At 42.1% G+C, this 25,885-nt stretch carries 21 protein-coding genes; 7 read left to right on the top strand and 14 right to left on the bottom strand.

From position 1 onward, the window contains the following. Positions 1-55: 55 nt before the first annotated feature. Positions 56-1,123: an LPS export ABC transporter permease LptG gene (gene lptG, locus L1266_RS06995; protein WP_054552636.1), complete on the bottom strand. Its 1,068-nt coding sequence runs from the start codon at positions 1,121-1,123 to the stop codon at positions 56-58. Beyond that, a complete protein-coding gene (lptF, locus tag L1266_RS07000) occupies positions 1,120-2,232 on the bottom strand; it encodes an LPS export ABC transporter permease LptF (protein ID WP_054552637.1) in 1,113 nt (370 codons plus the stop codon). The genes lptG and lptF overlap by 4 nt, the downstream gene beginning before the upstream one ends. Positions 2,233-2,554: 322 nt before the next feature. Between lptF and pepA the strand changes: the two genes are divergently transcribed. The 3 genes from pepA to L1266_RS07015 all read left to right on the top strand — a co-directional run bounded on the left by pepA (position 2,555) and on the right by L1266_RS07015 (position 7,521). Next, positions 2,555-4,069 (top strand): leucyl aminopeptidase, encoded by a 1,515-nt coding sequence (pepA, locus tag L1266_RS07005; protein WP_194441901.1) that lies wholly within the window; start codon positions 2,555-2,557, stop codon positions 4,067-4,069. A gap of 126 nt (positions 4,070-4,195) precedes the next feature. Continuing rightward, the gene (locus tag L1266_RS07010; protein ID WP_054562716.1) at positions 4,196-4,642 is read left to right on the top strand and encodes a DNA polymerase III subunit chi; all 447 of its coding nucleotides are present in this window, start codon (positions 4,196-4,198) and stop codon (positions 4,640-4,642) included. 23 nt (positions 4,643-4,665) lie between these two features. Beyond that, complete coding sequence (locus L1266_RS07015; protein WP_235377165.1) at positions 4,666-7,521, top strand: valine--tRNA ligase; 2,856 nt, start codon at positions 4,666-4,668, stop codon at positions 7,519-7,521. Between the two features lie 110 nt (positions 7,522-7,631). Here L1266_RS07015 and L1266_RS07020 read toward each other — a convergent pair whose 3' ends face one another. After that, positions 7,632-8,909: an outer membrane protein transport protein gene (locus tag L1266_RS07020; RefSeq protein WP_054552641.1), complete on the bottom strand. Its 1,278-nt coding sequence runs from the start codon at positions 8,907-8,909 to the stop codon at positions 7,632-7,634. Positions 8,910-9,245: 336 nt separating this feature from the next. Between L1266_RS07020 and L1266_RS07025 the strand changes: the two genes are divergently transcribed. Further along, entirely contained in the window at positions 9,246-9,569 is a 324-nt protein-coding gene (locus tag L1266_RS07025; RefSeq protein WP_054552642.1) for a hypothetical protein, read from the top strand. Here L1266_RS07025 and L1266_RS07030 read toward each other — a convergent pair. The 10 genes from L1266_RS07030 to L1266_RS07075 form a co-directional block, all read right to left on the bottom strand. Next, entirely contained in the window at positions 9,529-10,746 is a 1,218-nt protein-coding gene (locus L1266_RS07030) for an HD-GYP domain-containing protein (protein WP_235377166.1), read from the bottom strand. The two genes, L1266_RS07025 and L1266_RS07030, sit on opposite strands and share 41 nt — an antisense overlap. Positions 10,747-10,935: 189 nt before the next feature. Next, positions 10,936-11,271: a ribonuclease E inhibitor RraB gene (gene rraB, locus L1266_RS07035; protein WP_054552644.1), complete on the bottom strand. Its 336-nt coding sequence runs from the start codon at positions 11,269-11,271 to the stop codon at positions 10,936-10,938. Then, entirely contained in the window at positions 11,271-11,957 is a 687-nt protein-coding gene (locus L1266_RS07040) for a 1-acylglycerol-3-phosphate O-acyltransferase (protein WP_082389235.1), read from the bottom strand. Before L1266_RS07040 ends, rraB begins: the two co-directional genes overlap by 1 nt. 163 nt (positions 11,958-12,120) lie before the next feature. Then, complete coding sequence (gene parC / locus L1266_RS07045) at positions 12,121-14,418, bottom strand: DNA topoisomerase IV subunit A (protein ID WP_054552646.1); 2,298 nt, start codon at positions 14,416-14,418, stop codon at positions 12,121-12,123. A gap of 10 nt (positions 14,419-14,428) precedes the next feature. After that, positions 14,429-15,529, bottom strand: a complete 1,101-nt coding sequence (locus L1266_RS07050) for a PQQ-dependent sugar dehydrogenase (protein WP_235377167.1) — start codon at positions 15,527-15,529, stop codon at positions 14,429-14,431. A 51-nt stretch (positions 15,530-15,580) separates the two neighbouring features. After that, positions 15,581-17,470: a DNA topoisomerase IV subunit B gene (gene parE / locus L1266_RS07055; RefSeq protein ID WP_054552648.1), complete on the bottom strand. Its 1,890-nt coding sequence runs from the start codon at positions 17,468-17,470 to the stop codon at positions 15,581-15,583. A gap of 33 nt (positions 17,471-17,503) precedes the next feature. After that, the gene (locus L1266_RS07060; protein ID WP_166338860.1) at positions 17,504-18,064 is read right to left on the bottom strand and encodes a YqiA/YcfP family alpha/beta fold hydrolase; all 561 of its coding nucleotides are present in this window, start codon (positions 18,062-18,064) and stop codon (positions 17,504-17,506) included. Then, positions 18,049-18,831: a metallophosphoesterase gene (locus tag L1266_RS07065; RefSeq protein ID WP_235377168.1), complete on the bottom strand. Its 783-nt coding sequence runs from the start codon at positions 18,829-18,831 to the stop codon at positions 18,049-18,051. Before L1266_RS07065 ends, L1266_RS07060 begins: the two co-directional genes overlap by 16 nt. Beyond that, positions 18,818-19,276, bottom strand: coding sequence for a DUF1249 domain-containing protein (locus tag L1266_RS07070; RefSeq protein ID WP_138598894.1), 459 nt, complete (start codon positions 19,274-19,276; stop codon positions 18,818-18,820). Before L1266_RS07070 ends, L1266_RS07065 begins: the two co-directional genes overlap by 14 nt. 9 nt (positions 19,277-19,285) lie before the next feature. Continuing rightward, positions 19,286-19,918, bottom strand: coding sequence for an NUDIX domain-containing protein (locus tag L1266_RS07075; RefSeq protein ID WP_235377169.1), 633 nt, complete (start codon positions 19,916-19,918; stop codon positions 19,286-19,288). A gap of 150 nt (positions 19,919-20,068) precedes the next feature. Here L1266_RS07075 and tolC point away from each other — a divergent pair, with 150 nt between their 5' ends. From tolC to L1266_RS07090, 3 genes are all read left to right on the top strand, one after another. Further along, positions 20,069-21,409 (top strand): outer membrane channel protein TolC, encoded by a 1,341-nt coding sequence (gene tolC, locus L1266_RS07080; protein WP_054552653.1) that lies wholly within the window; start codon positions 20,069-20,071, stop codon positions 21,407-21,409. Positions 21,410-21,513: 104 nt separating this feature from the next. Then, entirely contained in the window at positions 21,514-22,440 is a 927-nt protein-coding gene (lpxL, locus tag L1266_RS07085; RefSeq protein WP_235377170.1) for an LpxL/LpxP family Kdo(2)-lipid IV(A) lauroyl/palmitoleoyl acyltransferase, read from the top strand. A gap of 59 nt (positions 22,441-22,499) precedes the next feature. Beyond that, a complete protein-coding gene (locus tag L1266_RS07090; RefSeq protein WP_054552655.1) occupies positions 22,500-23,075 on the top strand; it encodes a TcpQ domain-containing protein in 576 nt (191 codons plus the stop codon). On the opposite strand, the gene glnE is transcribed toward L1266_RS07090, so the two are convergent. Next, positions 23,072-25,858 (bottom strand): bifunctional [glutamate--ammonia ligase]-adenylyl-L-tyrosine phosphorylase/[glutamate--ammonia-ligase] adenylyltransferase, encoded by a 2,787-nt coding sequence (gene glnE / locus L1266_RS07095; RefSeq protein WP_235377171.1) that lies wholly within the window; start codon positions 25,856-25,858, stop codon positions 23,072-23,074. The genes L1266_RS07090 and glnE overlap by 4 nt on opposite strands. Positions 25,859-25,885: the final 27 nt, after the last annotated feature.

A 25,885-nucleotide genomic window follows, 5' to 3' on the forward strand; every position in this document is an offset into this window, starting at 1 on the left:
AAGCATAAAAAAAAGCGTGGTTCAAACCACGCTTTTTTATGATTTAAAACGAATTTTACACCCGTTTATTCAACAGGTATGTTGCAAACCCAATAAACAACAGACTTGGTAACACAGCACCAACCACTGCAGGTATTTGGTAAACCATTACCACAGGACCAAATATCTCATTGGTTAAGTGGAAAGTAATACCAGTTATGACACCCATGATGATACGTGCGCCCATGGTTACTGTGCGAAGTGGTCCGAATATAAACGACAGAGCAACTAACAACATAACGGCGATAGATACTGGCTGCATGATTTTGCGCCATAGCGCCAACTCATAGGTGCTAGTATCTTGTTCATTTTGCTGTAAATAACCTAAATAAGACCAAAGCCCAGTAAACGACAACGATTCGGGCTTAACTGATACAACGCCTAATTTTTCAGCAGTCAGCTGCGAGTCGTAGAACTCTTCTTTGTATTGCTCAGTCGTGATCTGCTCTGGCGTGATCATGACTTTATTTACATCACGAAGTAACCAGCCATCTTTACGATTTAATGCTTCTTCTGCCTTGGTAATTTGCGTAAGTTGCAACGATTTATCAAAGTGATACATATGCACGCCACGTAAAGTACCTTGCTGATCGACATCTTCAATATTAATAAAGTTACTACCATCTTTCGCCCACACACCTTGCTTAGCATTAAATACATCACCACCATAAATCGCTTGGTTACGTATTTCTTTTGCTTTGAGCTGTGCTTCTGGGGCGCCCCATTCACCTAGCGCCATCATACAAATAGCCATAAACATCGCAGTTTTCATGACTGATACAATAATTTGCAAACGTGACATACCCGCCGCTTGCATAACAACCAACTCACTATTTGATGCCAATGCGCCTAGACCTGTTAAGCCACCAATCAATGCAGCCATTGGGAAGAAGATAACTAAGTCACCTGGCATGCTATACAGGGTGTAAATCAACGCTGTTGCAATATCGTAGCTACCACGGCCAACTGATTTTAACTGCTCAATAAACTTAATGAGGGTACTGATACCTACCAGCACCATTAACGCAAAACCGGTTGTTTGAATTATGCTGCGACCTAAATACCAGTCGAGTGTTTTCATCATGCGCTTAACTCCCGCTTAGTCACAACTGCCTTTAACCATGCGCCGAGCGGACGACCTTTAATAATCAAGAAACCACCAATAAACAAGGCTGATAAATGGATCCACCATAAGCCAATTGAAGGCGGTATTTTTCCATCTTCAACAGCAAACTTAGCGGCATTCAACAAAATGAAATACCCTAAATACAAGCTAATTGCGGGCACTAATTTAGCGAATTTCCCTTGGCGCGGGTTCACCACACTCAGAGGCACCGCGAGTAAAGTTAATAATGGAATTGAAAGTGGAATAGCTAAACGCCACTGCCACTGTGCAATGGCTTCAGAGGTTTTCATTTTCAATAAATCAAGGGTTGGAATTGCTTCTAACTTACGGCGCTGGTGCTCGATTTCTTGATCTTGAATTTGCACACTGTAACCATCGAACTCAGTTAAGTTCAAAGCAGCAGACTCGCCGTCTGTTTCGTAGCGCTTACCATCATTAAGAACAAGTTGCTGTTCACCGTTATCTTGTTCAATCACCACACCACGCTCTGCATACACTAAACGGGCTAAGTCACCTTTTTCACGATCAGGTAACTGCGCAACAAATACCTTGTGTAGCTCTTTACCACTGTTTTCAATGTTGTGAATAAAAACGACCGCTTTTTCGTTACCTGTTTGCTGGAAACGCCCAGCACGTAATGCCGATAAGCCAGCATCGGCTTTTGCTTGTTCTTTTAATTGATATTCTTGCTCACTGGCCCATGGTGCGACATAAAGAGTTAGGGCACCAGCTAAAATAGCCATGGCAGTACTTGAGATAAGCGTTACCCGAACTACGTACCACTCACTGACACCGCAGGCTCTGAAAACTGTCATTTCGCTGTCAGCATAAATGCGACTGTACGCCAAAATAATACCCAAGAAGATACTCAAAGGCAGGATAAGTGAAGCAAGTTGAGGAAGTTTTAGCGCAATCATCGAAAGCACAAGTTTAGCTGGAAGACCCCCTTCAGAGGCGTCTCCTAAAATAACAACAAACTTTTGAGACACAAAAATAGTCATCAAAGTTAAAAATACGGCGACCTGCGACTTGAAGACTTCAGTGGTCAAATAACGAAAAATTAGCAATGCTCGCCCCTGTTAAACATCGAGTTTCACTGGAATAGTAAGGATTTTTGAGTAAACTAGTTATTTTACTCACTTTATTATATGTCATCAGTGTCAAATATCATACCTAGCAAGCGCATATAATCTTGCATTAATGGTACAGATGACATCTATTATGTGATATTGATATTCACATTAAGATAAAGTTCAAAAACACATAAATAGAGTCATGGTTTATGTACTAAGATTAGTGCTACTAAACTAAAAAATGTAAGAAAAGACTCGAAAAAGAAATTCTTACCCTTATAAATTAAGGTTATACGACTCAATATCAGGAGCAACAATGGAATTTAGCGTAAAAAGTGGTAGTCCAGAAAAGCAACGTAGCGCATGTATTGTAGTAGGCGTTTATGAGCCACGTCGTTTATCCCCCATTGGTGAACAATTAGATAAAATCAGTGACGGTTATATCTCAAACTTATTGCGCCGCGGCGATCTTGAAGGTAAGCCTGGCCAAGTATTACTATTACATCATGTACCTAATGTACTAAGCGAACGAGTATTATTGGTAGGTTGCGGCAAAGAGCGCGAGCTTGATGACAAACAATACAAACAAATTATCTCAAAAACGATAAACACACTTAACGAAACAGGTTCAATGGAAGCGGTATGCTTTTTAACTGAGCAACATGTTAAGAGTCGTGACACTTATTGGAAAGTACGCCAAGCAGTTGAAACAACTCAGGACTGCTTATACACCTTCAATCAACTGAAGAGCAAAAAAAGCGACCCTCGTCGTCCTTTACGTAAAATTGTTTTCAACGTACCAACGCGTCGTGAGTTAACCATTGGCGAAAGTGCAATTGAGCATGGCTTAGCCATCGCTGCAGGTAGCAAGTTATGTAAAGACGTTGCCAATATGCCGCCAAATATCTGTAATCCTGCGTATTTAGGTGAGCAAGCGCAAGAAATCGCTGATAACTTCGATAATGTGACTGTTGATATTATTGGCGAACAAAAAATGGCAGAGCTGGGCATGAATTCATACCTAGCGGTTGGCCGTGGTAGTGCTAATGAATCGGTTATGTCAGTGATCAACTATCAAGGTGGCGACAAAGACCAAGCGCCAATCGTGTTAGTCGGTAAAGGCTTAACTTTCGACTCTGGCGGTATTTCAATCAAGCCAGGCGAAGCCATGGATGAAATGAAATACGACATGGGTGGTGCAGCGGGTGTTATTGGTACTATGCGCGCACTTGTGCAAATGCAATTACCAATTAACGTTGTCGGTGTTTTAGCGGGTTGTGAAAACATGCCTGGCTCAAACGCTTATCGCCCAGGTGATATCTTAACAACCATGTCGGGTCAAACAGTTGAAGTGTTAAACACAGATGCTGAAGGCCGTTTAGTACTGTGTGATGCACTCACTTATGTTGAGCGTTTTGAACCTGATACCGTTGTCGATGTAGCAACACTGACAGGTGCGTGTATTATCGCGCTAGGTTCGCATGCCACAGGTTTACTATCAAACCACAACCCACTGGCCCATGACTTACTAAAAGCATCTGAGCAAAGTGGCGACCGCGCATGGCAGTTACCTTTATGGGATGACTATCAAGAGCAACTTGAAAGCCCATTCGCTGATTTCACCAACTTAGGTGGCCGTGCCGCAGGTACGATTACAGCGGCATGCTTCTTATCTAAATTCACCAAAAAATATAACTGGGCGCATTTAGATATCGCAGGTACAGCATGGCGCAGCGGCGGTAAAAACAAAGGCGCAACTGGTCGTCCGGTGCCTATGTTGACTCAGTATTTGCTAAACCGCGCAGGCGTGAGCGAAGCAAGTCACGATTAAGCCTTACCGCAAGCTTAAAACTAACCCTAAATAAGGCGCCAAATGGCGCCTTATTAATTGAAGCAATTCGCGTTCTATGTCAAAATCCCTGCTTTGATCTGTGTATCTGTGGGGACGAAAGTCACTATGAATATGAACGCACAATTTTACGTTCTAAAACAAGATGATAGTGCCCACCAAACGGCTGGCGCTGTTTTCGATCTGGCAGCTAAAATTGCTGCGGATCAGTATCGTCTAGGTCATCGCGTATTTATTTACGCTGATAACACCGACACGGCCCACACAATCGACGACATCATTTGGTCATTTGAACCAGATAGTTTTGTACCACACAACTTACAAGGTGAAGGCCCTAAAGGTGGCGCTCCGGTTGAAATTGGTATGACTCCACCTGTCGGCAACAGAAAAATATTAATCAACCTAGCTGAGCACCTACCGGATTTTATTCGCCGTTTTCAGCAGGTTTATGATTTCGTACCCGTTGAGCCAAATGCTAAGCAAGCCGCCCGTGAGCGGTTTAAAAAGCTTCGCCAACTGGGCGCCCATATTGCAACGCAAGAAATTGACATTTAAGCATTTATTTAAGGTTCTGTGTAATGGATAAAACCTATAATCCGCAAGATATTGAACAGTCTTTATACCAAGACTGGGAAGAAAATGGCTACTTTAAACCGTCTGGCCAAGGTGACGCATACTCAATTATGATCCCGCCACCAAACGTCACGGGTAGCTTACACATGGGCCACGCGTTCCAAGATACCATCATGGATACGCTAACGCGTTTAAAGCGTATGCAAGGCAACAACACATTATGGCAAGTAGGTACTGACCACGCGGGTATCGCAACACAAATGCTTGTTGAGCGTAAGCTTGCTGCTGAAGAAGGTAAAACACGTCACGACCTAGGCCGTGAAGCATTTATCGATAAAATCTGGGAGTGGAAAAACCACTCTGGCGGCACGATCACTAAACAATTACGTCGTTTAGGCGCGTCTGTAGATTGGGACCGTGAGCGTTTCACTATGGACGAAGGCCTTTCTGAAGCGGTTAAAGAAGTATTTGTACGTCTTCACAAAGAAGACTTAATTTACCGTGGTAAGCGCCTAGTTAACTGGGATCCAAAACTACACACGGCTATTTCTGATCTTGAAGTTGAAAACAAAGACAAACAAGGTCACATGTGGAACCTACGTTACCCTCTTGCTGATGGCGTAAAAACCAAAGATGGTAAAGACTACATCATTGTTGCGACAACACGTCCTGAAACAATGCTAGGTGATACAGGTGTTGCTGTTAACCCTGATGATGAGCGCTACCAAGATCTGATCGGTAAAGACATTTTACTGCCTATCGTAAACCGCCGTATTCCAATTGTTGCCGATGAACATGCAGACATGGAAAAAGGCACAGGTTGTGTGAAAATCACGCCTGCCCACGACTTTAACGATAACGAAGTAGGTAAACGTCACCAACTACCAATGATCAACATCTTCAATAAAGATGCAGCGGTATTAAGCGAAGGCGAAAGCTACACATTCGACGGTAAAGAGCTTGAATTAGATGCGCCAATTCCTGAGCGCCTACATGGCCTTGACCGCTTTGATGCACGTAAAGCGATTGTGAGCGAATTTGAAGAACTTGGTCTATTAGAAAAAATCGAAGATCACAGCTTAACTGTACCTTACGGTGACCGTTCTGGCGTAGTGATTGAGCCTCTTCTTACTGATCAGTGGTACGTGCGCGTAGCACCTCTAGCAGAGCCTGCAAAAGAAGCAGTTAAAAATGGCGATATTAAGTTCGTACCTCAACAATACGAGAACATGTACTTCTCGTGGATGAACGACGTACAAGATTGGTGTATTTCACGTCAGCTTTGGTGGGGTCACCGCATCCCAGCTTGGTACGACAACGAAGGCAACGTATACGTTGGTCGTGACGAAGCTGAAGTACGCCGCGACAACAACCTTGCTGATGATGTTGCACTTAAGCAAGACGAAGACGTTTTAGATACCTGGTTCTCATCTGCGCTTTGGACTTTCTCAACGCAAGGCTGGCCGGCAAACACTGATGATTTAAAAACGTTCCACCCGTCTGACGTATTGGTAACAGGTTTCGACATCATCTTCTTCTGGGTTGCGCGTATGATCATGATGACCATGCACTTCATCAAAGATGAAGACGGCAAGCCACAAGTACCATTTAAAACCGTTTACGTAACAGGCCTTATCCGTGATGAAAACGGCGATAAGATGTCTAAGTCGAAAGGTAACGTACTTGATCCTATCGACATGATTGACGGTATCGACCTTGAAAGCCTAGTTGAAAAGCGCACTGGTAACATGATGCAGCCACAACTAGCGAAGAAGATTGAGAAAAACACTCGTAAAACATTCGAAAACGGTATCGAAGCACACGGTACAGACGCACTGCGTTTTACCCTTGCGGCAATGGCTTCAACGGGCCGTGACATCAACTGGGATATGAACCGCCTTGAAGGTTACCGTAACTTCTGTAACAAGCTATGGAACGCGAGCCGTTACGTATTAATGAACACTGAAGAGCAAGACTGTGGTTTCGCTACAGATGCTGAGAAACAGTACTCACTTGCTGATCGTTGGATTTTAGGTCAATTTGAAGCAACGGTTAAAACCTATACTGAGCATCTAGAAAACTATCGTTTTGACCTAGCAGCAAACACCATTTATGAGTTCACTTGGAACCAATTCTGTGACTGGTACCTAGAACTGACTAAACCTGTACTGTTTAAAGGTAACGAAGCACAACAACGTGGTACTCGTCATACCCTAATCACGGTATTAGAAAGCCTACTTCGCTTAATGCACCCGTTAATGCCATACATCACAGAAACGATTTGGCAACGTGTTGCACCACTTGCAGGTATCGAAACTGCGGGCACTAGCATCATGGTTCAAGGGTTCCCTGTATATAATGAAGCAAATGTTGATAGCCAAGCGATGGACGACCTTGAGTGGGTTAAACAATTCATTCTTGCTATTCGTAACATCCGTGGTGAAATGGATATCAGCCCAAGCAAACCATTATCGGTATTGCTTGCGAATGCGTCTGACGAAGACAAGCGCCGCTTAACGGATAACGAAGCATTCTTAGCGTCGCTTGCTAAGCTTGAAGAGTTCACGCTTCTTGATAACAAAGACGATGCACCAGCGTGTGCAACATCGTATGTTGGTAACCTTGAGATCATGATCCCAATGGCTGGCCTAATCGATGTTGAAGCTGAATTAGCTCGTATTGCGAAGCAGCTTGAAAAAGCAGAAAAAGGCTTAGCACAGGTTCAAAACAAGTTAGCTAACGAGAAGTTCGTAAATAATGCGCCAGAGGCTGTACTTGCTAAAGAGCATGCTAAGCTGGCTGAGTTTACCGATGCGAAAGACAAACTATTAGCGCAAAAAGCGAAAATCGAAAGTCTATAACAGCATATATCAAGCGCGATTTATTCGCGCTTACAAAAAAGCCGCGCTATAACAATGTTATAGCGCGGCTTTTTAATGCTCTGTAGCAGCGACTTTACGTCGCGTTACAATTAAAATTTGTAGTTGTACTGAGCACCTACTAGAACTGCGTGACCTTTTGATTCATAGTCCCATGAAACATCTTGGCCAACTGATGCAGCTAGGCTGTCTTTTTCAGAGAAGTTTTGTGTTTTACCACGAAGAATACTTACACCTAGGTCAATATTTGAGTTTTCGCTGAATGCGTAGTTACCACCAAATGAGAACCAGAAACGATCTGTATCAGGGATAGAGATTGAAAGGTGAGATTGGTCTGCTGGCGACTCATCGTATGCAATACCTGCACGAAGTAAAAGAGCGTCGCTGTACTGGTAGTCAGTACCGATAGAGTAACGCATTGAATCAGAGAAGTTCTCTTCTTTAGAGAATACAGGTGCTTCTTGACTAGGCGTATAAGCTTCTAATTTTTGGAAGCTATCCCAGCCAGTCCATAAAATGCTGTAGTGCACGCCAAGCTTCTTATCGATTTGGTGTGAACCAGAGAACTCAGCAATGGCTGGTAAGGTTAATTTTAACTCACCCGGAACTTTAGTACCCGCTAAACCGCCAACAGCAGCTGGTAGTTGGTTTGAGTACTCACCTTCAAAATCAATATCAGTTTCACTACGGTAGTTAAAACCAAAACGGTTGTTTTCGTCTAACTGATACATAGCACCAATGTTCCAACCAAAGCCGTAGTCGTCACCTTCAAGGTGAGCGATTTGCGTGCTCGCTGGTAAACCTAATGGGTTTGCACCTGCATTACGCACCACTTTCGCATCAGCATAAACATAGTTTAAACCAAGGCCTAGGCTGAACTGTTCGTTGATTTTGTATGAAGCACTTGCATTCATGTTAACAGTCACGATTTCAGTTTCGCCTGCGATAGAGCCTGCTGCGTAATCGTCTTTAAATTCAGTTGAAAGACCAAAGTTTGAAAAAGCACCAAAGCCTAAAGATACTTTGTCGTTTAATGGCATAGTGAAGTAACCAGCAGGAATAAATGCTGATGGCGCGATGCTATCGTCATCGATAGAGCTTTCATCTAAGCCGTATGCAGCACTTTCACCTTCTAAGCTAACATCTGGAATTACAGCAATACCTGCCACTGAGATTTGCTTATCTTTAAATAAAGACATAAGTGCAGGGTTACGAGCAACAACTGAGGCATCGTCAGCAACGGCTGCTTCACCAGCGTATGCACGGCCTAAACCTGAAACGTTTTGCTCTGCTAATTGGAAAGCTGCAGCAAAGCTGTCAGCAGAAACAACAGCAAGTGATGCTGCAATTAGTGTTTTTGTGAACTTCATAAATCAGTGTCCTCTTGCAAACTTGTGCGAAAACTAATCCAACAATGAGGGCAACCTATTAGTTAAGCATAAAAGATTAGCGCTGTATGTTGGCATTAGATGTTTTATTCTAATGATTATAAACTTTCGAACATTACCTTAATTAAGATCAAAAAACTGTAATTTTTCGTTAGAAATAGGTAAAAAACCCGCATTTTAACAACAAGATAACAACTCATTAAAACTCATCAGATCTCTGATTACAAACCAAACAAACGATATTAATTATCATTTGCATTGACTTATCGCCTTTGTAGCTTTAGACTAAAAATAAAAGTTTCTCAGTTGAGTTTGAGTATGGAAATCGCCTTTATTATTGTGGCACTAATGTTATGCGGTGTGAGCGTTCATTATTTTTGTAAAGCAAATTATTGTGCATGTACTAAAGCAGGTGATTGCGACAACCCAGTCAATCACTATTGGTTAGGCGCTATGTTTAGCTCAGTTTTGTCTCTTTTATTGTGTTGCGTAGCCTTACATGTCGAAAAAGGGACGCTATTGTGGTTAGTTTTAATGATAAGTTGTTTTAGTGGGGCATTTATTTCAGCTAAACGCAGCGCCAAAAAACGCTGTGTTAAGTCTAAACAAGCAGATGCTCTTTTAACAAACGAGCCAAATTAAGCTGATAATCTAAGGGTTTAATACTGGCAATAATTTTTAGTTCTTTTTCCACGTTCAAATCGACATCTTTCGCCGTCACGTGGTGCTTATGTTTAGCATTATAAAATACTTTCACTTTTGGTTTGATTGGATTCTCGTGATTCCCTTCCATTACTAACGCTAAACGATCATTATTTAACTTAACAATAGTACCGACAGGGTGTACACCTAGACATTTAATAAAGCGCTGCACTAATTCAGAATCAAACATTTGTTTGTTCGCAAGTAAATAACGCAAAGCCGAAATAGGTTCTTCTCCCATTTGATGAGGCCTATCTGCCGTCATAGCATCATAAACATCAACAATTGCCATCATTCTTGCGGGGCGGCTAAGCTTTTCAGCAGTAATACCGCGTGGATAACCTGTACCATCTAAACGTTCATGATGATTTACTATCATATCAAGCATTAGTGGAGTAATGCCCTTCTCGCCTTTCACTAAACCTAAACTCTGCGCCACATGTTTTTTAACGACTTGCATTTCGTTATCATTCAATGCGCTTGGCTTAGATAAAACACCTTGCGGCATTTTAGCTTGGCCAATATCATGCAGCAAAGCTCCCATCGCCAGTTCTTTGATCGTCTTTTCTTTATAGCCTAAATACTTAGCAAACACACTCACCAAAATCGCAGTGTTGATCATGTGACGCCAGTTATAAATATGTTTATCTTTGAGACGAGTTAAAATAGTTAATGCATTGTGATTTCGAAAAACGGAGCCGACTATATCAACAGCAATGTCGTCAAGCACTGCCATATTCATTTTTAGTCCAGCTGTAATATCGGAATATAAACTTTGTAGCTTACGACTATGCTGCTCATAGTGAACACTAGCTTTTAGAAACTCTTGTTGAACCGTGATCCCTTGCGGCTCTTCATTAGCAGAAGGTTTTTGTTCAACCTTCGGTTTAGCCGGTTCAGGCTTTGGTTGGTATTTTTTAGGGAGTGCAACATCGCTTTGTGTAAAGTCGATGAGTAGCTCTTCAACCCCCTCAGAGATCAGGCGCTGAATAATTGTTTTATCACGCACTAAACCACGTGTTTTGATCTTAATACTATTTACATGCTCTTGTTGCTTACTGACACTGTCAACAAACATCCCTGGAACAAGTTCGGCAATGGGTAAAGTAATAAGCATAGGTAAGCTTAGCGCATATAAACATCGAGTTTTTTATTATCGCTAATTGATTACAAATGTCTATAGATTGAATAACGAATACGAAATAGGTATTAGTCAGAAGGGTAAACTAACGAGTCAAGCAACTCGCTAGATTGTGGTAGTTCAGTCTAAGAGCTGACGGCAGATAGCTGACAGCTCTCTAGCTGTTTATTCCTGAAAGTAAGTGCCCCAGCCGTCGTATTCAACGTCTGTTTGCTGAGCAAGCGCTTCTAACTTGTCTACGTCTTCCATAATGGCTTCTACATCAAGTTCACACTCAACAACCACGTCAAAGCTCCATACTTTCTCGCCGTCTTCTAGCTCAAGTTCAGCTGGTTCTTCAACATCGTAACCTAGTTTAAAAGCGGCTAAAGCTGCTTGCTCTAATTTTTCAAAATTTTCGCTAACAAAGTGATGTTCCACTTCATAAAGTACTTCAGGATCTGAGCCATCTTCAAGCAATGAAGTAACGATGTCTTCAGTAATTTCGCGCCAATTTTCCATTATTTGTTTCTCACTTGAGCATCTAATTCAGTTATTTTAGCGGCCATAATCTGATGAACATGTGAAGCATGGTCACGAGCAGATACGTCTTTATCAAGATAAATCGGCGCTAACATTTCAAGGTAAATTGTACCATTATCCCAGCGATTTAGCTTAATAGTTTTGTGCGTTGTACTCATACAAACTGGTACAACTGGCACATCAGCACTCATTGCTGTGTGAAATGCCCCGGTTTTAAAGGGTAATAAACCGCGACCATAGCTTCGCGTGCCCTCAGGAAACATCCACACCGACAAGCCTTTTTGTTTTATTTTCTCAGCTGATTTAGAAATTGTGCCCGCCGCTTTTGAGCGGTTAGCACGGTCAATTAAGATATTGCCCGATAACCAATATAGCTGACCAAAAAACGGGATCCATTTGAGGCTTTTTTTACCAAGGCTTACGCAGTTCTCTGGCACCATGGCAGGTAAAGTGAATAGGTCATAGTTATTTTGATGATTTGCTACATAGACAGCAGGACCAATATTTTTTGGAGTCTCGTGATATTTAAGCTCTAGTTTGACACCTAAAATTTTAGCTACCTTGCAAAACCAACCCGCAATAATATGCACGTTATTGGTATGAAATGGCTTCACAATGCATAAAAGCAGCCCAAAAACACAGCTTAAAACAATAAATAACGCCATGAAAATTATGCGAAAAATAGCTAACAAACGAATTCTCCTCGTACTAATCAGCGCGCATTATAACGTGAAAAATAGCATTTCCATAGCTTTAAGCGCACATGTGTACGCTTAAAATTTCATAACGTTTTAACAATAAAAAGGCCTGCAATTGCAGGCCTCTGGTTTACTCTGTTACTTCACTTGGCGACTCATCACTGTCATCAGTTTGAGTCACTTCGACTACAGCTTCATCAACACGCTGTAAGCCTCGGGGTAACTTATTACCTCGTCTACCACGTTCACCATGATAATGCTCAAGATCAGCCGGTTTGAGTGTCAGTTTTCGTTTACCTGCATGCAGGGTTACGCTACTGCCCGCAGGCACCACAGCCAGCACTTTTACAAACTCTTCACGGGCTTGCACTTTCGCACTTGGGATAGAAATAATCTTATTTCCTTTACCTTTACTAAGCTTAGGTAAATCGCGCAGTGGGAATAACAACATGCGGCCTTCGTTAGAAATTGCCATACAGTAATCTGTTGCTACGTCAGTTACTCTAATTGGCGCGAGTAATTCACCGCCTTTAGGAACACTGACCAGCGCTTTACCGTTTTTGTTCTTACTCACCAGATCTTTAAAGTCACTTATAAAGCCATAGCCTGCATCTGAGGCCATTAACAACACTTGGTTGTCTTCTGCCATCACCACATGCTCAAAGTTGGCGCCAGAGCTTAAGTTAAAGCGCCCTGTCATTGGTTCGCCTTGGCTTCGAGCTGAAGGTAAACTATGTGCATCAGTAGCAAAAGCACGACCACTTGAGTCTAAGAACACTGCAGGCTGGTTACTCTTACCTCTTGCTGAGGCTTTATAGCTGTCGCCTGACTTATAACTCAGCCCTTCAACATCTAAATCATGGCCTTTACCAACTCGTGCCCAGCCTTTTTCAGATAACACAACAGTTACTGATTCTGAAGGGATAAGGTCTTTTTCGCTTAGTGCTTTTGCTTCTAAACGTTCAACAACTGGTGAGCGACGATCATCACCATACATTTCAGCCGCTTCTTGAATTTCTTTTTTCATCAAGGTCGACATACGACGCTCTGAACCAAGCGTTTGCTCTAACTTGTCACGCTCAAGGGCAAGCTCATCTTGCTCACCTTTAATCTTGAACTCTTCAAGTTTTGCTAAATGACGTAGTTTTAACTCTAAAATCGCTTCCGCTTGAATATCTGTTAAACCAAAACGCTCCATTAAAACAGGCTTTGGTTTATCTTCAGTACGGATAATTTCGATAACTTCATCAATGTTTAAAAAGGCCGTTAATAAACCTTCTAAAATATGTAAGCGTGCTAATACCTTATCTAAACGGTGCTGTAAGCGACGGCGAACCGTTTCACGGCGGAACGTTAACCACTCAGTTAAGATACTACGTAAATCTTTCACTTGCGGACGACCATCAAGACCAAGCATGTTTAAGTTTACGCGGTAGTTCTTTTCTAAATCTGTGGTTGCAAATAGGTGCGCCATTAATGGCTCAGCCTTGATGCGGTTTGAACGCGGTACAATCACGATGCGGGTTGGGTTTTCGTGATCAGATTCGTCACGTAAATCAGCAACCATCGGCAACTTTTTAGCATTCATCTGCGCTGCAATTTGCTCAAGTACTTTTGCACCTGAACACTGATGAGGCAGCGCGGTGATCACGATGTCACCTTGCTCTTCAGTGTAAATTGCACGCATCTTGATAGAACCACGTCCAGTTTGATAAATCTTACGAATATCGTCTTTCGGTGTGATAATCTCAGCTTCTGTTGGGTAGTCAGGCGCATGCACTAACTCAAGCAACTCTTCGATTTCAGTTTTTGGCTTATCAAGTAATAAACAACAGGCACTGGCAACTTCACGCACATTATGTGGTGGAATATCGGTTGCCATACCTACAGCAATACCCGTTACACCATTGAGTAAGATGTGCGGTAAACGCGCAGGTAACACCATTGGCTCATCAAGTGTGCCGTCAAAGTTTGCGGTCCAATCGACAGTGCCTTGACCCAGCTCTTTTAGTAAAACTTCTGAGAACTTAGATAAACGCGCTTCGGTGTAACGCATTGCAGCAAATGACTTAGGATCATCGGCAGCACCCCAGTTACCTTGACCGTCCACCAGCGGGTAGCGGTAAGAAAACGGCTGCGCCATTAACACCATGGCTTCGTAACAAGCACTATCACCATGAGGGTGATATTTACCCAGTACATCACCCACGGTACGGGCTGATTTTTTATATTTTGCTTGCGCCGATAACCCCAGTTCGCTCATTGCATAGATGATACGACGCTGTACAGGCTTTAGACCGTCACCTACATGAGGTAAGGCACGGTCCATAATGACGTACATTGAGTAGTTTAAGTAGGCGTCTTCAGTAAAGCGCCCCATTGTTTGTTGTTCTATGCCTTGCATCAGCAAGGTATCTGTATCACTCATTAACGCTTACCTATTTTTTCTTAGCACTAACGCGATAGATCACATTAGCAAAGTCGTCTGAGATTAATAAGCTGCCATCTGCAAGCTCTGCAAATGCAACTGGGCGACCAAATGTTTCTTCGTTTTGCATAAAGCCAGTGATGAACGGGGTGTACTTAGTAATACGACCTTGTTCAACATTCGCTAGCATCACTTTGTAGCCTGACTTTTTACTGCGGTTCCACGAACCATGCTCAGCAACAAAAAGCTGCTCTTTATATTTAGCAGGAAACTGCTTACCGTTATAAAAATGGATACCTAGAGGAGCAACATGAGCACCAAGTGCAAGGGCTGGCGATTTGTAGTCAGCAATACTTTTACCTTTACCAAACTCAGGATCTAAAATCGCCCCAGCGTGAACATAAGGGAAACCATAATGCGCACCCTCTTCACCTTCACCAACACGGTTAATTTCACAAGGTGGCATGTCATCGCCCATCATGTCACGGCCGTTATCACTAAACCAAAATGCATTCGTTGTAGGGTGATAATCAAAACCAACTGAATTACGAACGCCTTTGGCAATTGTTTTAATTTCTTTTGTGTCAACATCTAACGAGAAGATACGACCATATTTTTCGTCTTCAGCACAAATGTTACATGGTACACACACTGGCACAATTAACTCACCAGTTGGCGCAAAACTAATGAATTTCCAGCCATGGTGACGATCAGTTGGAAACTTATCGTATACCACGTCGTATTTAGGATCTTTTAAATTTTTATCAACGTCTTTAAAACGGATGATACGTGACACTTCAGCCACATATAAATCACCATCTTTAATCGCTAAACCTGATGGCATTTCAAGACCTGTGGCAATAACCATTTTTCTGTCAGCCACACCATCACTGTTATGGTCAATCAACGCATAAACATTGCCTGCTTTACGTGAGCCTGCGTAAACAATACCTCTTTTTGATACCGCAATTTGACGTGCATTTTCTACATCATCAGCAAACAGGCTAATAGAAAACCCATCAGCAACTGTTAACTTATCAAGAATATCTTTTGCCATTGCAGGCGCTGATAACAAGCTCAGCGACAATAATGAGGTCAGTAGTTTTTTCATTTTTTCTTGCCCTTTAATTCGTTGCTAGCAACTAGGTTGCTACACCTTTAACTAAACTTCTGCGCGGTTACCGTGATCTTCTAACCACTGACGACGGTCTGACGAACGTTTCTTTGCAAGAAGCATATCCATCATTTCCATGGTTTGCTCTTCTTCATCTAAGGTTAATTGCACTAAACGACGCGTATTAGGATCCATCGTGGTTTCGCGTAATTGTAACGGGTTCATTTCACCTAACCCTTTGAAGCGTTGAACATTAACCTTACCGCGTTTTTTCTCAGCTTCAATGCGCGCTAAAATACCGTTCTTTTCGTCTTCATCAAGGGCGTAGTAAACCTCTTTACCAATGTCGATACGAAATAGCGGCGGCATAGCTACATACACATGGCCTTGTTTGATAAGCGATGGAAAGTGACGAACAAACAGCGCACAAAGCAAGGTAGCAATGTGTAATCCATCCGAGTCAGCATCGGCCAAGATACAAATCTTGTTATAACGCAGACCAGATAAATCACTTGAATCAGGGTCAATACCCAAAGCGACAGAAATATCATGCACCTCTTGCGATGCTAAAATCTGTCCAGATTCAACTTCCCAGGTATTTAAGATTTTACCGCGCAGCGGCATGATTGCTTGGAATTCACGGTCGCGCGCTTGTTTTGCTGAGCCACCCGCTGAGTCACCCTCTACTAAAAACAGTTCAGTACGGTCATTATCTTGGGCACTGCAATCCGTTAATTTACCCGGTAACGCAGGGCCTGAGGTAACACGCTTACGCACGACTTTTTTTGCAGCACGTAAACGGCGCTGCGCATTTGAGATACATAACTCAGCTAATAATTCTGCCGTTTCTGTATGCTCGTTTAACCATAAACTAAATGAGTCTTTTACCACACCTGATACAAACGCAGCGCATGAGCGAGAAGACAGCTTTTCTTTTGTTTGGCCAGCAAACTGTGGGTCTTGCATTTTAACCGACAATACGTAGCTACAACGCTCCCAAATATCATCTGGTGTTAGCTTTACACCACGTGGTAATAGGTTTCTAAATTCACAAAATTCACGCATTGCTTCAAGCAAGCCTTGGCGTAAACCATTAACGTGTGTACCGCCTTGTGCAGTAGGAATTAAGTTTACATAACTTTCAGCGATTGATTCACCGCCTTCAGGTAGCCAAACAACCGCCCAGTCAGCGCCTTCGGTTGAACTTGAAAAATCACCAATAAACGGCTCTTTTGGTAATACTTCAAAACCTTTAACTGCTTCAACTAGGTAATCTTTTAAGCCTGTTTCGTAATACCACTCTTGGCTTTCTTTAGTTTGCTTGTTAGTAAACTTAATGCGCAAGCCTGGGCACAATACCGCTTTGGCTTTTAATAAGTGATTAAGCTTAGTAATTGAAAAGTTAGCTGAGTCAAAATAGCTCGCATCAGGCCAAAAACGTACAGTTGTCCCTGTGTTACGTTTACCCACAGTACCAATGACGTTTAGATCTTCAACCTTGTCACCGTTTTCAAAAGCCATACGAAATTGCTGCGCATCACGGCGCACAGTCACTTCAACACGAGTCGATAGCGCATTTACAACCGAAATACCTACCCCGTGTAAACCACCTGAGAACTGATAGTTTTTATTAGAGAACTTACCACCGGCGTGCAGCTTGGTAAAAATAAGTTCCACACCCGGGATACCTTCTTCAGGGTGAATATCAATCGGCATACCACGGCCATCATCGATAACCTCAAGAGAGTTATCTTCATGAAGGATGACATCTATTTTAGTGGCATGGCCTGCCATTGCTTCATCGACACTGTTATCGATAACTTCTTGACCTAAATGATTAGGTCGAACCGTGTCGGTATACATACCTGGGCGGCGTTTTACGGGCTCTAACCCGTTTAAGACTTCAATTGCTTCGGCGTTATAATTTTGCTGACTCATAGTTTTTATATCTTTTATGCGCTTAGCTATGTTTTACGTGATTTTAAGAAAATCTACAATACTTGCAAAGGTTTGTTCGAAGCCGATAAAACTATGATCGCCTCCAAATTCAACGTGTTGCTTACACTGAGAATAATATTTAACCGCCTGCTGAAACGGCAGTACTTCATCGCCCGTTTGCTGTAGCAAATAAATCAATGAAGGGGTGTCTAATTGCGGCAAATATAAACTGCGCAATGCATCCATGTGACGAGTACCAAGTTCATAATGACTATCTTGATACGGGTTATAATTTTCCCCTAAATAGTTACTGAGTAACTCAAATGGGCGAACCGCAGGGTTAATGACTACCGCGGGTATTGAATAACGTTGCGACAAATAGGTCGCATAAAAACCACCTAATGAACTACCTAGTAATACAGTATCATCATTTAGCAGTAGTTCTAATTGTAAAATTGCATGTAATGGCTCATGAGTTAATCGCGGCACCTGATAATCGACATCAAATTGCGCCATGTGCTCACCAAAACGAACAGCTTTGTAAGATTGCTCAGAGCTATTAAAGCCATGAATATAAATTACTCGTTTAGCCATACTACATCCGTGCTTAACAGTAAGTTTTGTTGCTCATCAATTATTAAGTCGATGATTCGAAATGCGGGGCCTAAATCCTCTTGCTGCCACGCCATCGTGTGTTTGCTAAATTGTATTGAACTGGCAGGTGTCGCATACACACTAAGATTACGGTAGGTTTGTGTGTACTCATGATGCACATGACCATGAAATACCCCTACACACTGCTCAGTATTAACGCAGGTATTTAAAAATTGCGGGCCATTTTCTAACATATGTTTATCTAGGTAGGCTTGAATAGGCAACGGGTTATGATGACAAAACACCACACTTTGAACCTGCCCTACCACTTGGCTCAACTCATCTAAATGCGTTTGTGTTACCCAGCCGGCCGGCGTGGGGCCTTTTGAGTTAGCTAACAGCAACTGCCCACCTAAAAAGGTAATGCGTTTATTGTTTAAAATTTGCGGGCTTATAAGCTTTTCATATTCAGCAAGTTCATCATGATTACCCGGCAGCCAAAACACCGGACAACTCAGCGCTGAGTCTGCTATTAATTTAGCAAAAAGCTGATAAGAATCGTTGCTGTGATCTTGTGTTAAATCTCCACCAAATACCACACAATCCACATCTAATTCAGCAATCGCTTCTAAACAGCGTGAAAAATACGCTGCCGTATTCACGCTAAAGTATTCACCATGGATGTCTTTTGATAAGTGGCAATCAGTGATGTGGGCAACTTTCAGTGCTGTTTTATCAAAATGGAAGGCGTCACTAAACCAAGCCATTATTTACATCCCAATTTAAAACTGCTCGGCCGTTTTCAACACAGGCCACCAGCCAGTCATACAAAAAGGCGTTAAGCTGATATTTTTCATCTTTTTGGTGCATATTCGGATTAGGGTAAGCATAGGAAGGCTTGATGCGCTGATGAAAATCATGATGCACGATTTCGGCTACTTTCGCATCATGATACATGCGCACAGTTAAATACAAAGGTTTAACCGAAGGCAAATGACCGGCTTCTTGTCTGATAGAAATATCTGTGGTGTATTTTGCTGTATCGTCAACTTTAACCGCAAAAGTGCTGTGCCCTAATTGCACTTTACGCTCCTGACCTATACGTCGCTCATTAGGTAATAGTTTTAGCGCACGCACGTAATTATGCTCACACAAAGTTAAGTACTTAGGTAAGCTTTGAATATAACGCTGCTGGGCACTGACGTACGACAAAATAATCCCCTATGAGTTTTTCCAATCAGACAGTATACGTTGCTTATTCAGTGCTAACCACTGTAATGAGATAACTGTCGCTGCATTATCTATTTCACCCTGTTCTAGGCGCAGCATAGCTTCATCATATGACATTACATGAGTTTTGATATCTTCATCTTCATTATCAAGGCCAAAAATACCGCCTTGATACCCTGCTAAGTCAGTGCGCGCTAAATATAAATACAAACGTTCAGTGGTGCCGCCGGGGCTTGAAAGATACGACATCATAAATTCCAGCTCGTTAAGCTCAATTCCCGCTTCTTCAAAAGCTTCGCGCTTCGCTACATCTTCGTAATCAGTACTGCCATCGGCCATGCCTGCAATACACTCAAGTAACCAAGGTGACTGCTTTGATGCGAGTGCCCCGATTCTAATTTGTTCAATTAATAAAACTTGATCAGTCGCAGGATCATAAGGAAGTACAGCAACAGCATGGCCGCGCTCTAAAATTTCACGTTTAACTTCTACTGATTTACCACCCGCAAACAAGGCATGATGAAAGCGATAGATATTAATTTTAAAGAAACCATTATAAACACGCTCAATTGGCTTTAACTCTATGTCATCATGGTTAAATTGTGAGATTGCTGATATTTTCATCCTTTATTTCCTTTACACTGCAAGCAAAAATTACGACCAATTATATTCTGTTACACTTGGACATGCAGATTTACGTAATTTTTTTTTGGTTATTCATTAAAAAAGAGTACCATGGTGATAGTACAAAATTGTCTAAGGACTGAACGAACAATGAAAAAAACTCTACTCGCTGCGCTGATCGGGTTTTCAAGCGCACTGACTGCAACAGCTAGTTATGCTGAAGACTTACTACAAGTTTACGAGATTGCTACAGCAAACGATCCTACCGTACTTAAAGCAAAAGCCCAAGCAGATGCGCAAGCTTATGAAAGTGATCGCGCGTTAAGTGCACTATTACCACAAATTGGCTTAAGCCTTGGTTATGAAACAACCAAGTCTGATCTTTATGAGGGTAATGATACTACAGGTTATGCTGGTTATGATTACGATCCTGATGTTTTCAGCCGTGGTATTAGCCTAAACCAAACACTATTTGATTTAGGCGCTTGGAACTCGCTAGGTATTGCTGATAAGCAAGCATTACAAGCAGACGCTCAGTATGATTTTGCACGCCAAGATCTAATCGTTCGTGTAGCTGAGGGTTACTTCAACGTACTAAGTGCAATCGATAACCTTGAGTTTGTTCAAGCAGAAAAGCGTGCCATCGAGCGCCAATTGCAACAAACTAAAGAGCGTTATGCGGTAGGTTTAACAGCAATCACTGACGTACACGAAGCACAAGCTCAATATGATAACTCTGTTGCACAAGAAATTGTTGCTAAGAACAGTGTTGAAACAGCGCGTGAGCAACTTCGCGAAATTACTGGTAAATACCACGCAAAACTAGACATGTTGAATACAGATACATTTTCAACTGTTGCGCCAAATAAACAATCGTCTGAGTACATCAAAATTGCTGAAGACAACAACTTAAATCTGCAAGTTTCTAAAGTAACGGTTGATATTGCAAAAGATCAAATTGATTTAGCAAAAGCGGGGCACTATCCGAAGCTAACATTAAGTGCTTCTTACGGTGACAGCCTAACCGATCTAAATAGCAACTCACATCAACCTCGTGAAGATAGCGCTAAAATTGGCGTTAACTTTAGCCTACCGATTTACTCAGGTGGTGCTACAACTGCAGCAACAGATCAAGCTCGCGCTTTTTATGTTGCCGCAAGTGAAGATTTAGAAGCAAGTTTACGTGCAGTAACTCGCTCGGTTATTACATCATATAACCAAGTAGTGTCTGACATTGCCACGTATAAAGCCTTACAACAAGCTGTTGTTTCTGCAGAAAGTGCACTTAAAGCAACTGAAGCAGGCTTTGAAGTTGGTACACGTACTATCGTTGACGTATTGATCAGCACGCAAAACTTATATAACGCAAAAAGTAACTTAGCAAATGTTCGTTACCGCTATGTTGTTTCAACACTTCGCTTGAAACAAGCTGCTGGTACACTAACTAGTGAAGACCTTATTGCTATTAACCAAGGTTTAAAAGAAATCTAAGTATTTCTTCCAAACTTATACCAACAAAGCCAGCCTAGCGCTGGCTTTTTGTATTTTTAAACACTTACAGTTAAACTAGCTTTTTTATTTTTAGAGATTTTTTTGTGGTTAGTTCATCACCGTTTAAAGCGTCTTTTTTGGGCCCTCGCTACTGGTTAACTTGGGTTGGCATTTTCTTTTTATATCTTATCTCTTGGTTGCCACATAAATTGCAACTAGCGCTTGGAAAACTGCTCGGCCGCCTAGTACACCGTTTTATGAAACGTCGTCGCCATATTGCTGAGGTGAATATTCGTTTGTGCTTTCCTGAAATGCCAGAGCATGAACAACGTGAACTAGTTCGTAAAAATATGGAAAATACCGGTATTGCGATGATGGAAACCGGCATGGCTTGGTGGTGGCCCGAGTGGCGAGTTAAAAAAGTGTATGGCTCGATAAAAGGGTTAGAATATTTTCAGCAAATTCAGCAATCAGGCAAAGGCGTTTTACTTCTTGTTCCACACATTTTACACCTTGAAATGGCAAGTAGGGTAATGGGCTTAAAGCACCAAGGTATTGGTTTTTATCGCCCACATAATAATCCTCTAATGGAGTATTTTACTACCAATGGTCGCTTACGCTCTAATGAATATCTAATCGGTAAAAAAGATGTCAAAGGCCTACTGCAAGCCCTCAAAAACAAGAAGGTTTGTTACTACCTGCCAGATCAAGACTATGGCCGTAATCGTTGCGAGTTTGCACCGTTTTATGCGGTAAAAGATACAGCAACAACTACAGGTGCACTGCTGTTTGCCAATAGTAAGAACTGCGAAACCGTAAGTTTAACGAGTCGTCGTGATGAGAATGGATGCTATCATCTAGAAGTGCTTCCTATTTTAGAAAATTTCCCTAGTGGCAATAACCTTGCTGATGTAACACGCGTTAACCAGCGTATGGAACAAGCAATAAACGTGGCTCCTGAGCAGTACATGTGGCTACATCGCCGCTTTAAAACTCGTCCAGATAAGAATGCACCTTCTTATTACAAGTAGAGTGACATTTTGCTGTATGTATGGTTTTATTAAGCTAATTAACAACAAGAGTATTAGAAATGTGGTTTTGGGTTAAGCATTTATCATTAGCTGTCATTTTGATTGCTGCTGCTATTTATTTTTTATTTGGCAGCGGTCCCGTATTAGATATCAAAAATACTCAAAATGCAGCGGCCCAAGGTCTATCACGCTTTTATTCAGCCCTTCGAAATCAGGTCAATGACAAAGATAACGAGCGAGATAAATATGTTCTTAAATTACCGACACCTGAAACTAGTCTAGATGTCGCACTATTTGAGCGTGAAAAAGTTGTTGAGCCTTCATCGCCAAACTGGACCGGAGATATACAACCTCGTCGCTTTGAAAATGGCACGACTTTAAAAGATGTATTATCTGATTATGCTAAAAATGAAGATATTGTGTTGTATTGGTATCTTAGTAAAGACTACGTAGTAAAAGATCACTTTCGAGTTGATAGCAACTTCGTTTCTGCATTGTATCAAGTAGGTCGAGCAATCAACGATGATTTCGAAAATGAGGTTTACACTTATTTTTGTTTTAAGCAAAGAGCGGCTGTGATCACTGAGCTGCCCTCTGCTTATGTACGTGAAAATTGCCGCCGTTTAAAAAGCTAAAACACCTGTAGCCACGCCTGACTAACTAAGTCGATATGCTGAGTTAACTCAGCACGTGGCGCACAACGCCCCTGCTGATTCAAACTCATTACATGATAACGTGAACGATAGGCTATATACGCAGCCACTAACTCTTGCTGCATTTGCTCACTAATACAGCCTAAACGCGCCGCATCGGCTAGTATACGCACATTATCAGACCAGCTCGTTAGCTCTGGATGTTGCTTAGCATTATTTAGCACCAGATACTGAGTAATAAATTCAATATCTGTAATACCGCCCCTATCTTGCTTCAAATCAAACAGCTCATCGTTACCCTTAGCAAGGTGAGCGCGCATTTTTTCGCGCATCTCAACAACATCCGTTTTTAATTTTTCGTTATCACGGGTTTGGCATAACACATCTATACGAATTCGCGCGAAACGATCTTTTAATGATGCTTGACCGTAAATCATGCGTGAGCGAACGAGAGCTTGATGTTCCCAAGTCCATGCTTGAGTTTGCTGATAGTGGTAGTAACTTTCTAAATTAATAGCCAGTAAGCCTGACGCCCCTTCAGGACGTAAACGAGTATCAAGCTCGTACAAAATACCAGACGCCGTGCGAGTATTGAATAAATGCATTAAGCGCTGTGCAAGTTTTAAATAAAACTGACGCGAATCAATCGACTTATCACCATCGGTATAACTGCTGCCATCGTGGTTATGCACAAACACAAGGTCTAAGTCTGAATCGTAGCCAACTTCGAAACCACCTGTTTTACCGTAGGCGATTACCGCAAAGCCTTTTTCTTGCTCTGACGTATTAACGGGCTGACCAAAGCGTTCAACACACGCATGCCATGCAATATTGACCGCTTGCTCTACAATTGCCTCAGCAAGCGCTGTAAGGTGGTCGCTTACCTTCATCACGCTGAGTACACCTGTTGCATCAGCCGCTGCAATGCGTAGCTGATGCGTTTGCTTAAACTGACGAAGAGCTTCCATTTGCAGCTCTAGATCACCATGCTCAATGCGCAAGAAGTATTGTCTAATTTCATCTTTGTAAGCAGATAAAGGTGTCGGTTTATAAAGCACCTGAGGATCGATCAGCTCATCAAGTAAAATTGGGTAACGAGAGATATGTTCGCCAATCCATTTACTATGACAGCATAGTGCAACCAGTTGATTTAAGGCTCCAGGGTTTTCATACAACAGCTCTAGATAAGCGGTTCGTGAAATGATCTTATTCAATACTTGGCAGATCATCATAAAGGCGTCACTGCTCGCTTTTGCTATCGTTAATTGTTTAAGTAAAAGCGGCATTAATTTATCTAAAATGTCACGACCTCGACTACCAACCTTCGCCTTAGTTAAACGCGCCTTAAAATCTTCCAATGCTGCTTGCCAATCAAGGTTCGGCTCACACATCAGGCTAACATCCGTCATTTCCCATGCGCTGATGTACTCATTTTCACACGGGTCGCTGGTTTCACTTTCAAAACCAATCACCTGTTCGAATTCACCATGGACTTGAGACATGATCTGCTCGATACTTGACAAACACTGATTAAAATCGTCTTTATTGAGCAAATAACATAAACGTTGTTGGTTTAATTCGTCATCAGGTAGAGTTTGCGTTTGCTTATCAGCAAATATCTGTAAGTACTGCTCAATTTGACGTAAGTCTAAATAGTTTTGTGTAAGTAAATCAGCCTCTTTGTTGGACATAACCTGATTGTTAACCAGTTCTTTTAAAGCAACTAATAATGACTGAGTTTGCAGGTTAGCTTCGCGACCACCTCGCACCATCTGCAGCGCTTGTACCACAAATTCCACTTCTCGAATGCCCCCTGCGCCTAATTTAATATTGTTTGTAAGGCGTTTTCGGCGTACTTCTTGAGCTATCATTTGCTTCATTTTACGCAGCGATTCAATCACCGAGAAATCAATATAGCGGCGATAAACAAATGGCCGTAGCAATTCATAAAACTCATTCCAATAACGGTTTTCTGTGCCGATTAATCGCCCTTTTAGCATGGCGTAGCGTTCCCATTCACGTCCTTGCTCTTGATAATAATCTTCCATAGCATGAAAGCTCATCACCAAAGGCCCACTCTCACCAAATGGGCGCAGGCGCATATCAACCCGAAAGACTTGGCCATTTACCGTAGTTTGATTAAGCGCCATAATCAGCTTTTGCGCCACTTTGGTATAAAACACCTGCGCTTCAATAGAGCGACGCCCACCTTGCGTTGCAACATCACGAGGGTAAGAAAAAATTAAATCAATGTCAGAGGAGTAATTAAGCTCTCCTCCGCCTAGTTTACCCATGCCTAAAACTAACATGTGCATTGCATTACCGTCATCATCAAGCGGCATACCACTCACTTTAGCTACTTGCGCAAACGCCCACTGATTGGCACTATCGATAAGCTGATTTGCAAGCGCAGAGATATAAGCGATGCTATCAGCGATTTGGTTTGCACAGCACAAGTCAAGAAAAGCCACTTTCAACCAGTACTTTTCTCGATACAAACGCAGTTTTGCCATTGCAGCATTGTCGTCAAGCTCATTGATTTCTGTACTACTTAACGGAGCTTCAACTGCACGATTAGCAAGCTCCTTATCATCAAGTAACCAGTCTTTTAAGTTTGGCTGAGATTGTAAACAGTTCCACGCAAAGTCGCTTAAGGACAACAAGTTAATAATTTTCTGTTGTTCAGTTTGCCCCTCATACAAGCTCGCGAAGCGGGTTTGGCCTAACTGATGAAGTGACTCTGGAAGCGCGTGTAAATTACTCATTAAATACTCTCTTTTAACTTGCCAATA

Origin of the sequence: Pseudoalteromonas sp. Cn5-37, from assembly GCF_021532495.1 — a bacterium.
GTDB lineage: Bacteria > Pseudomonadota > Gammaproteobacteria > Enterobacterales > Alteromonadaceae > Pseudoalteromonas > Pseudoalteromonas simplex.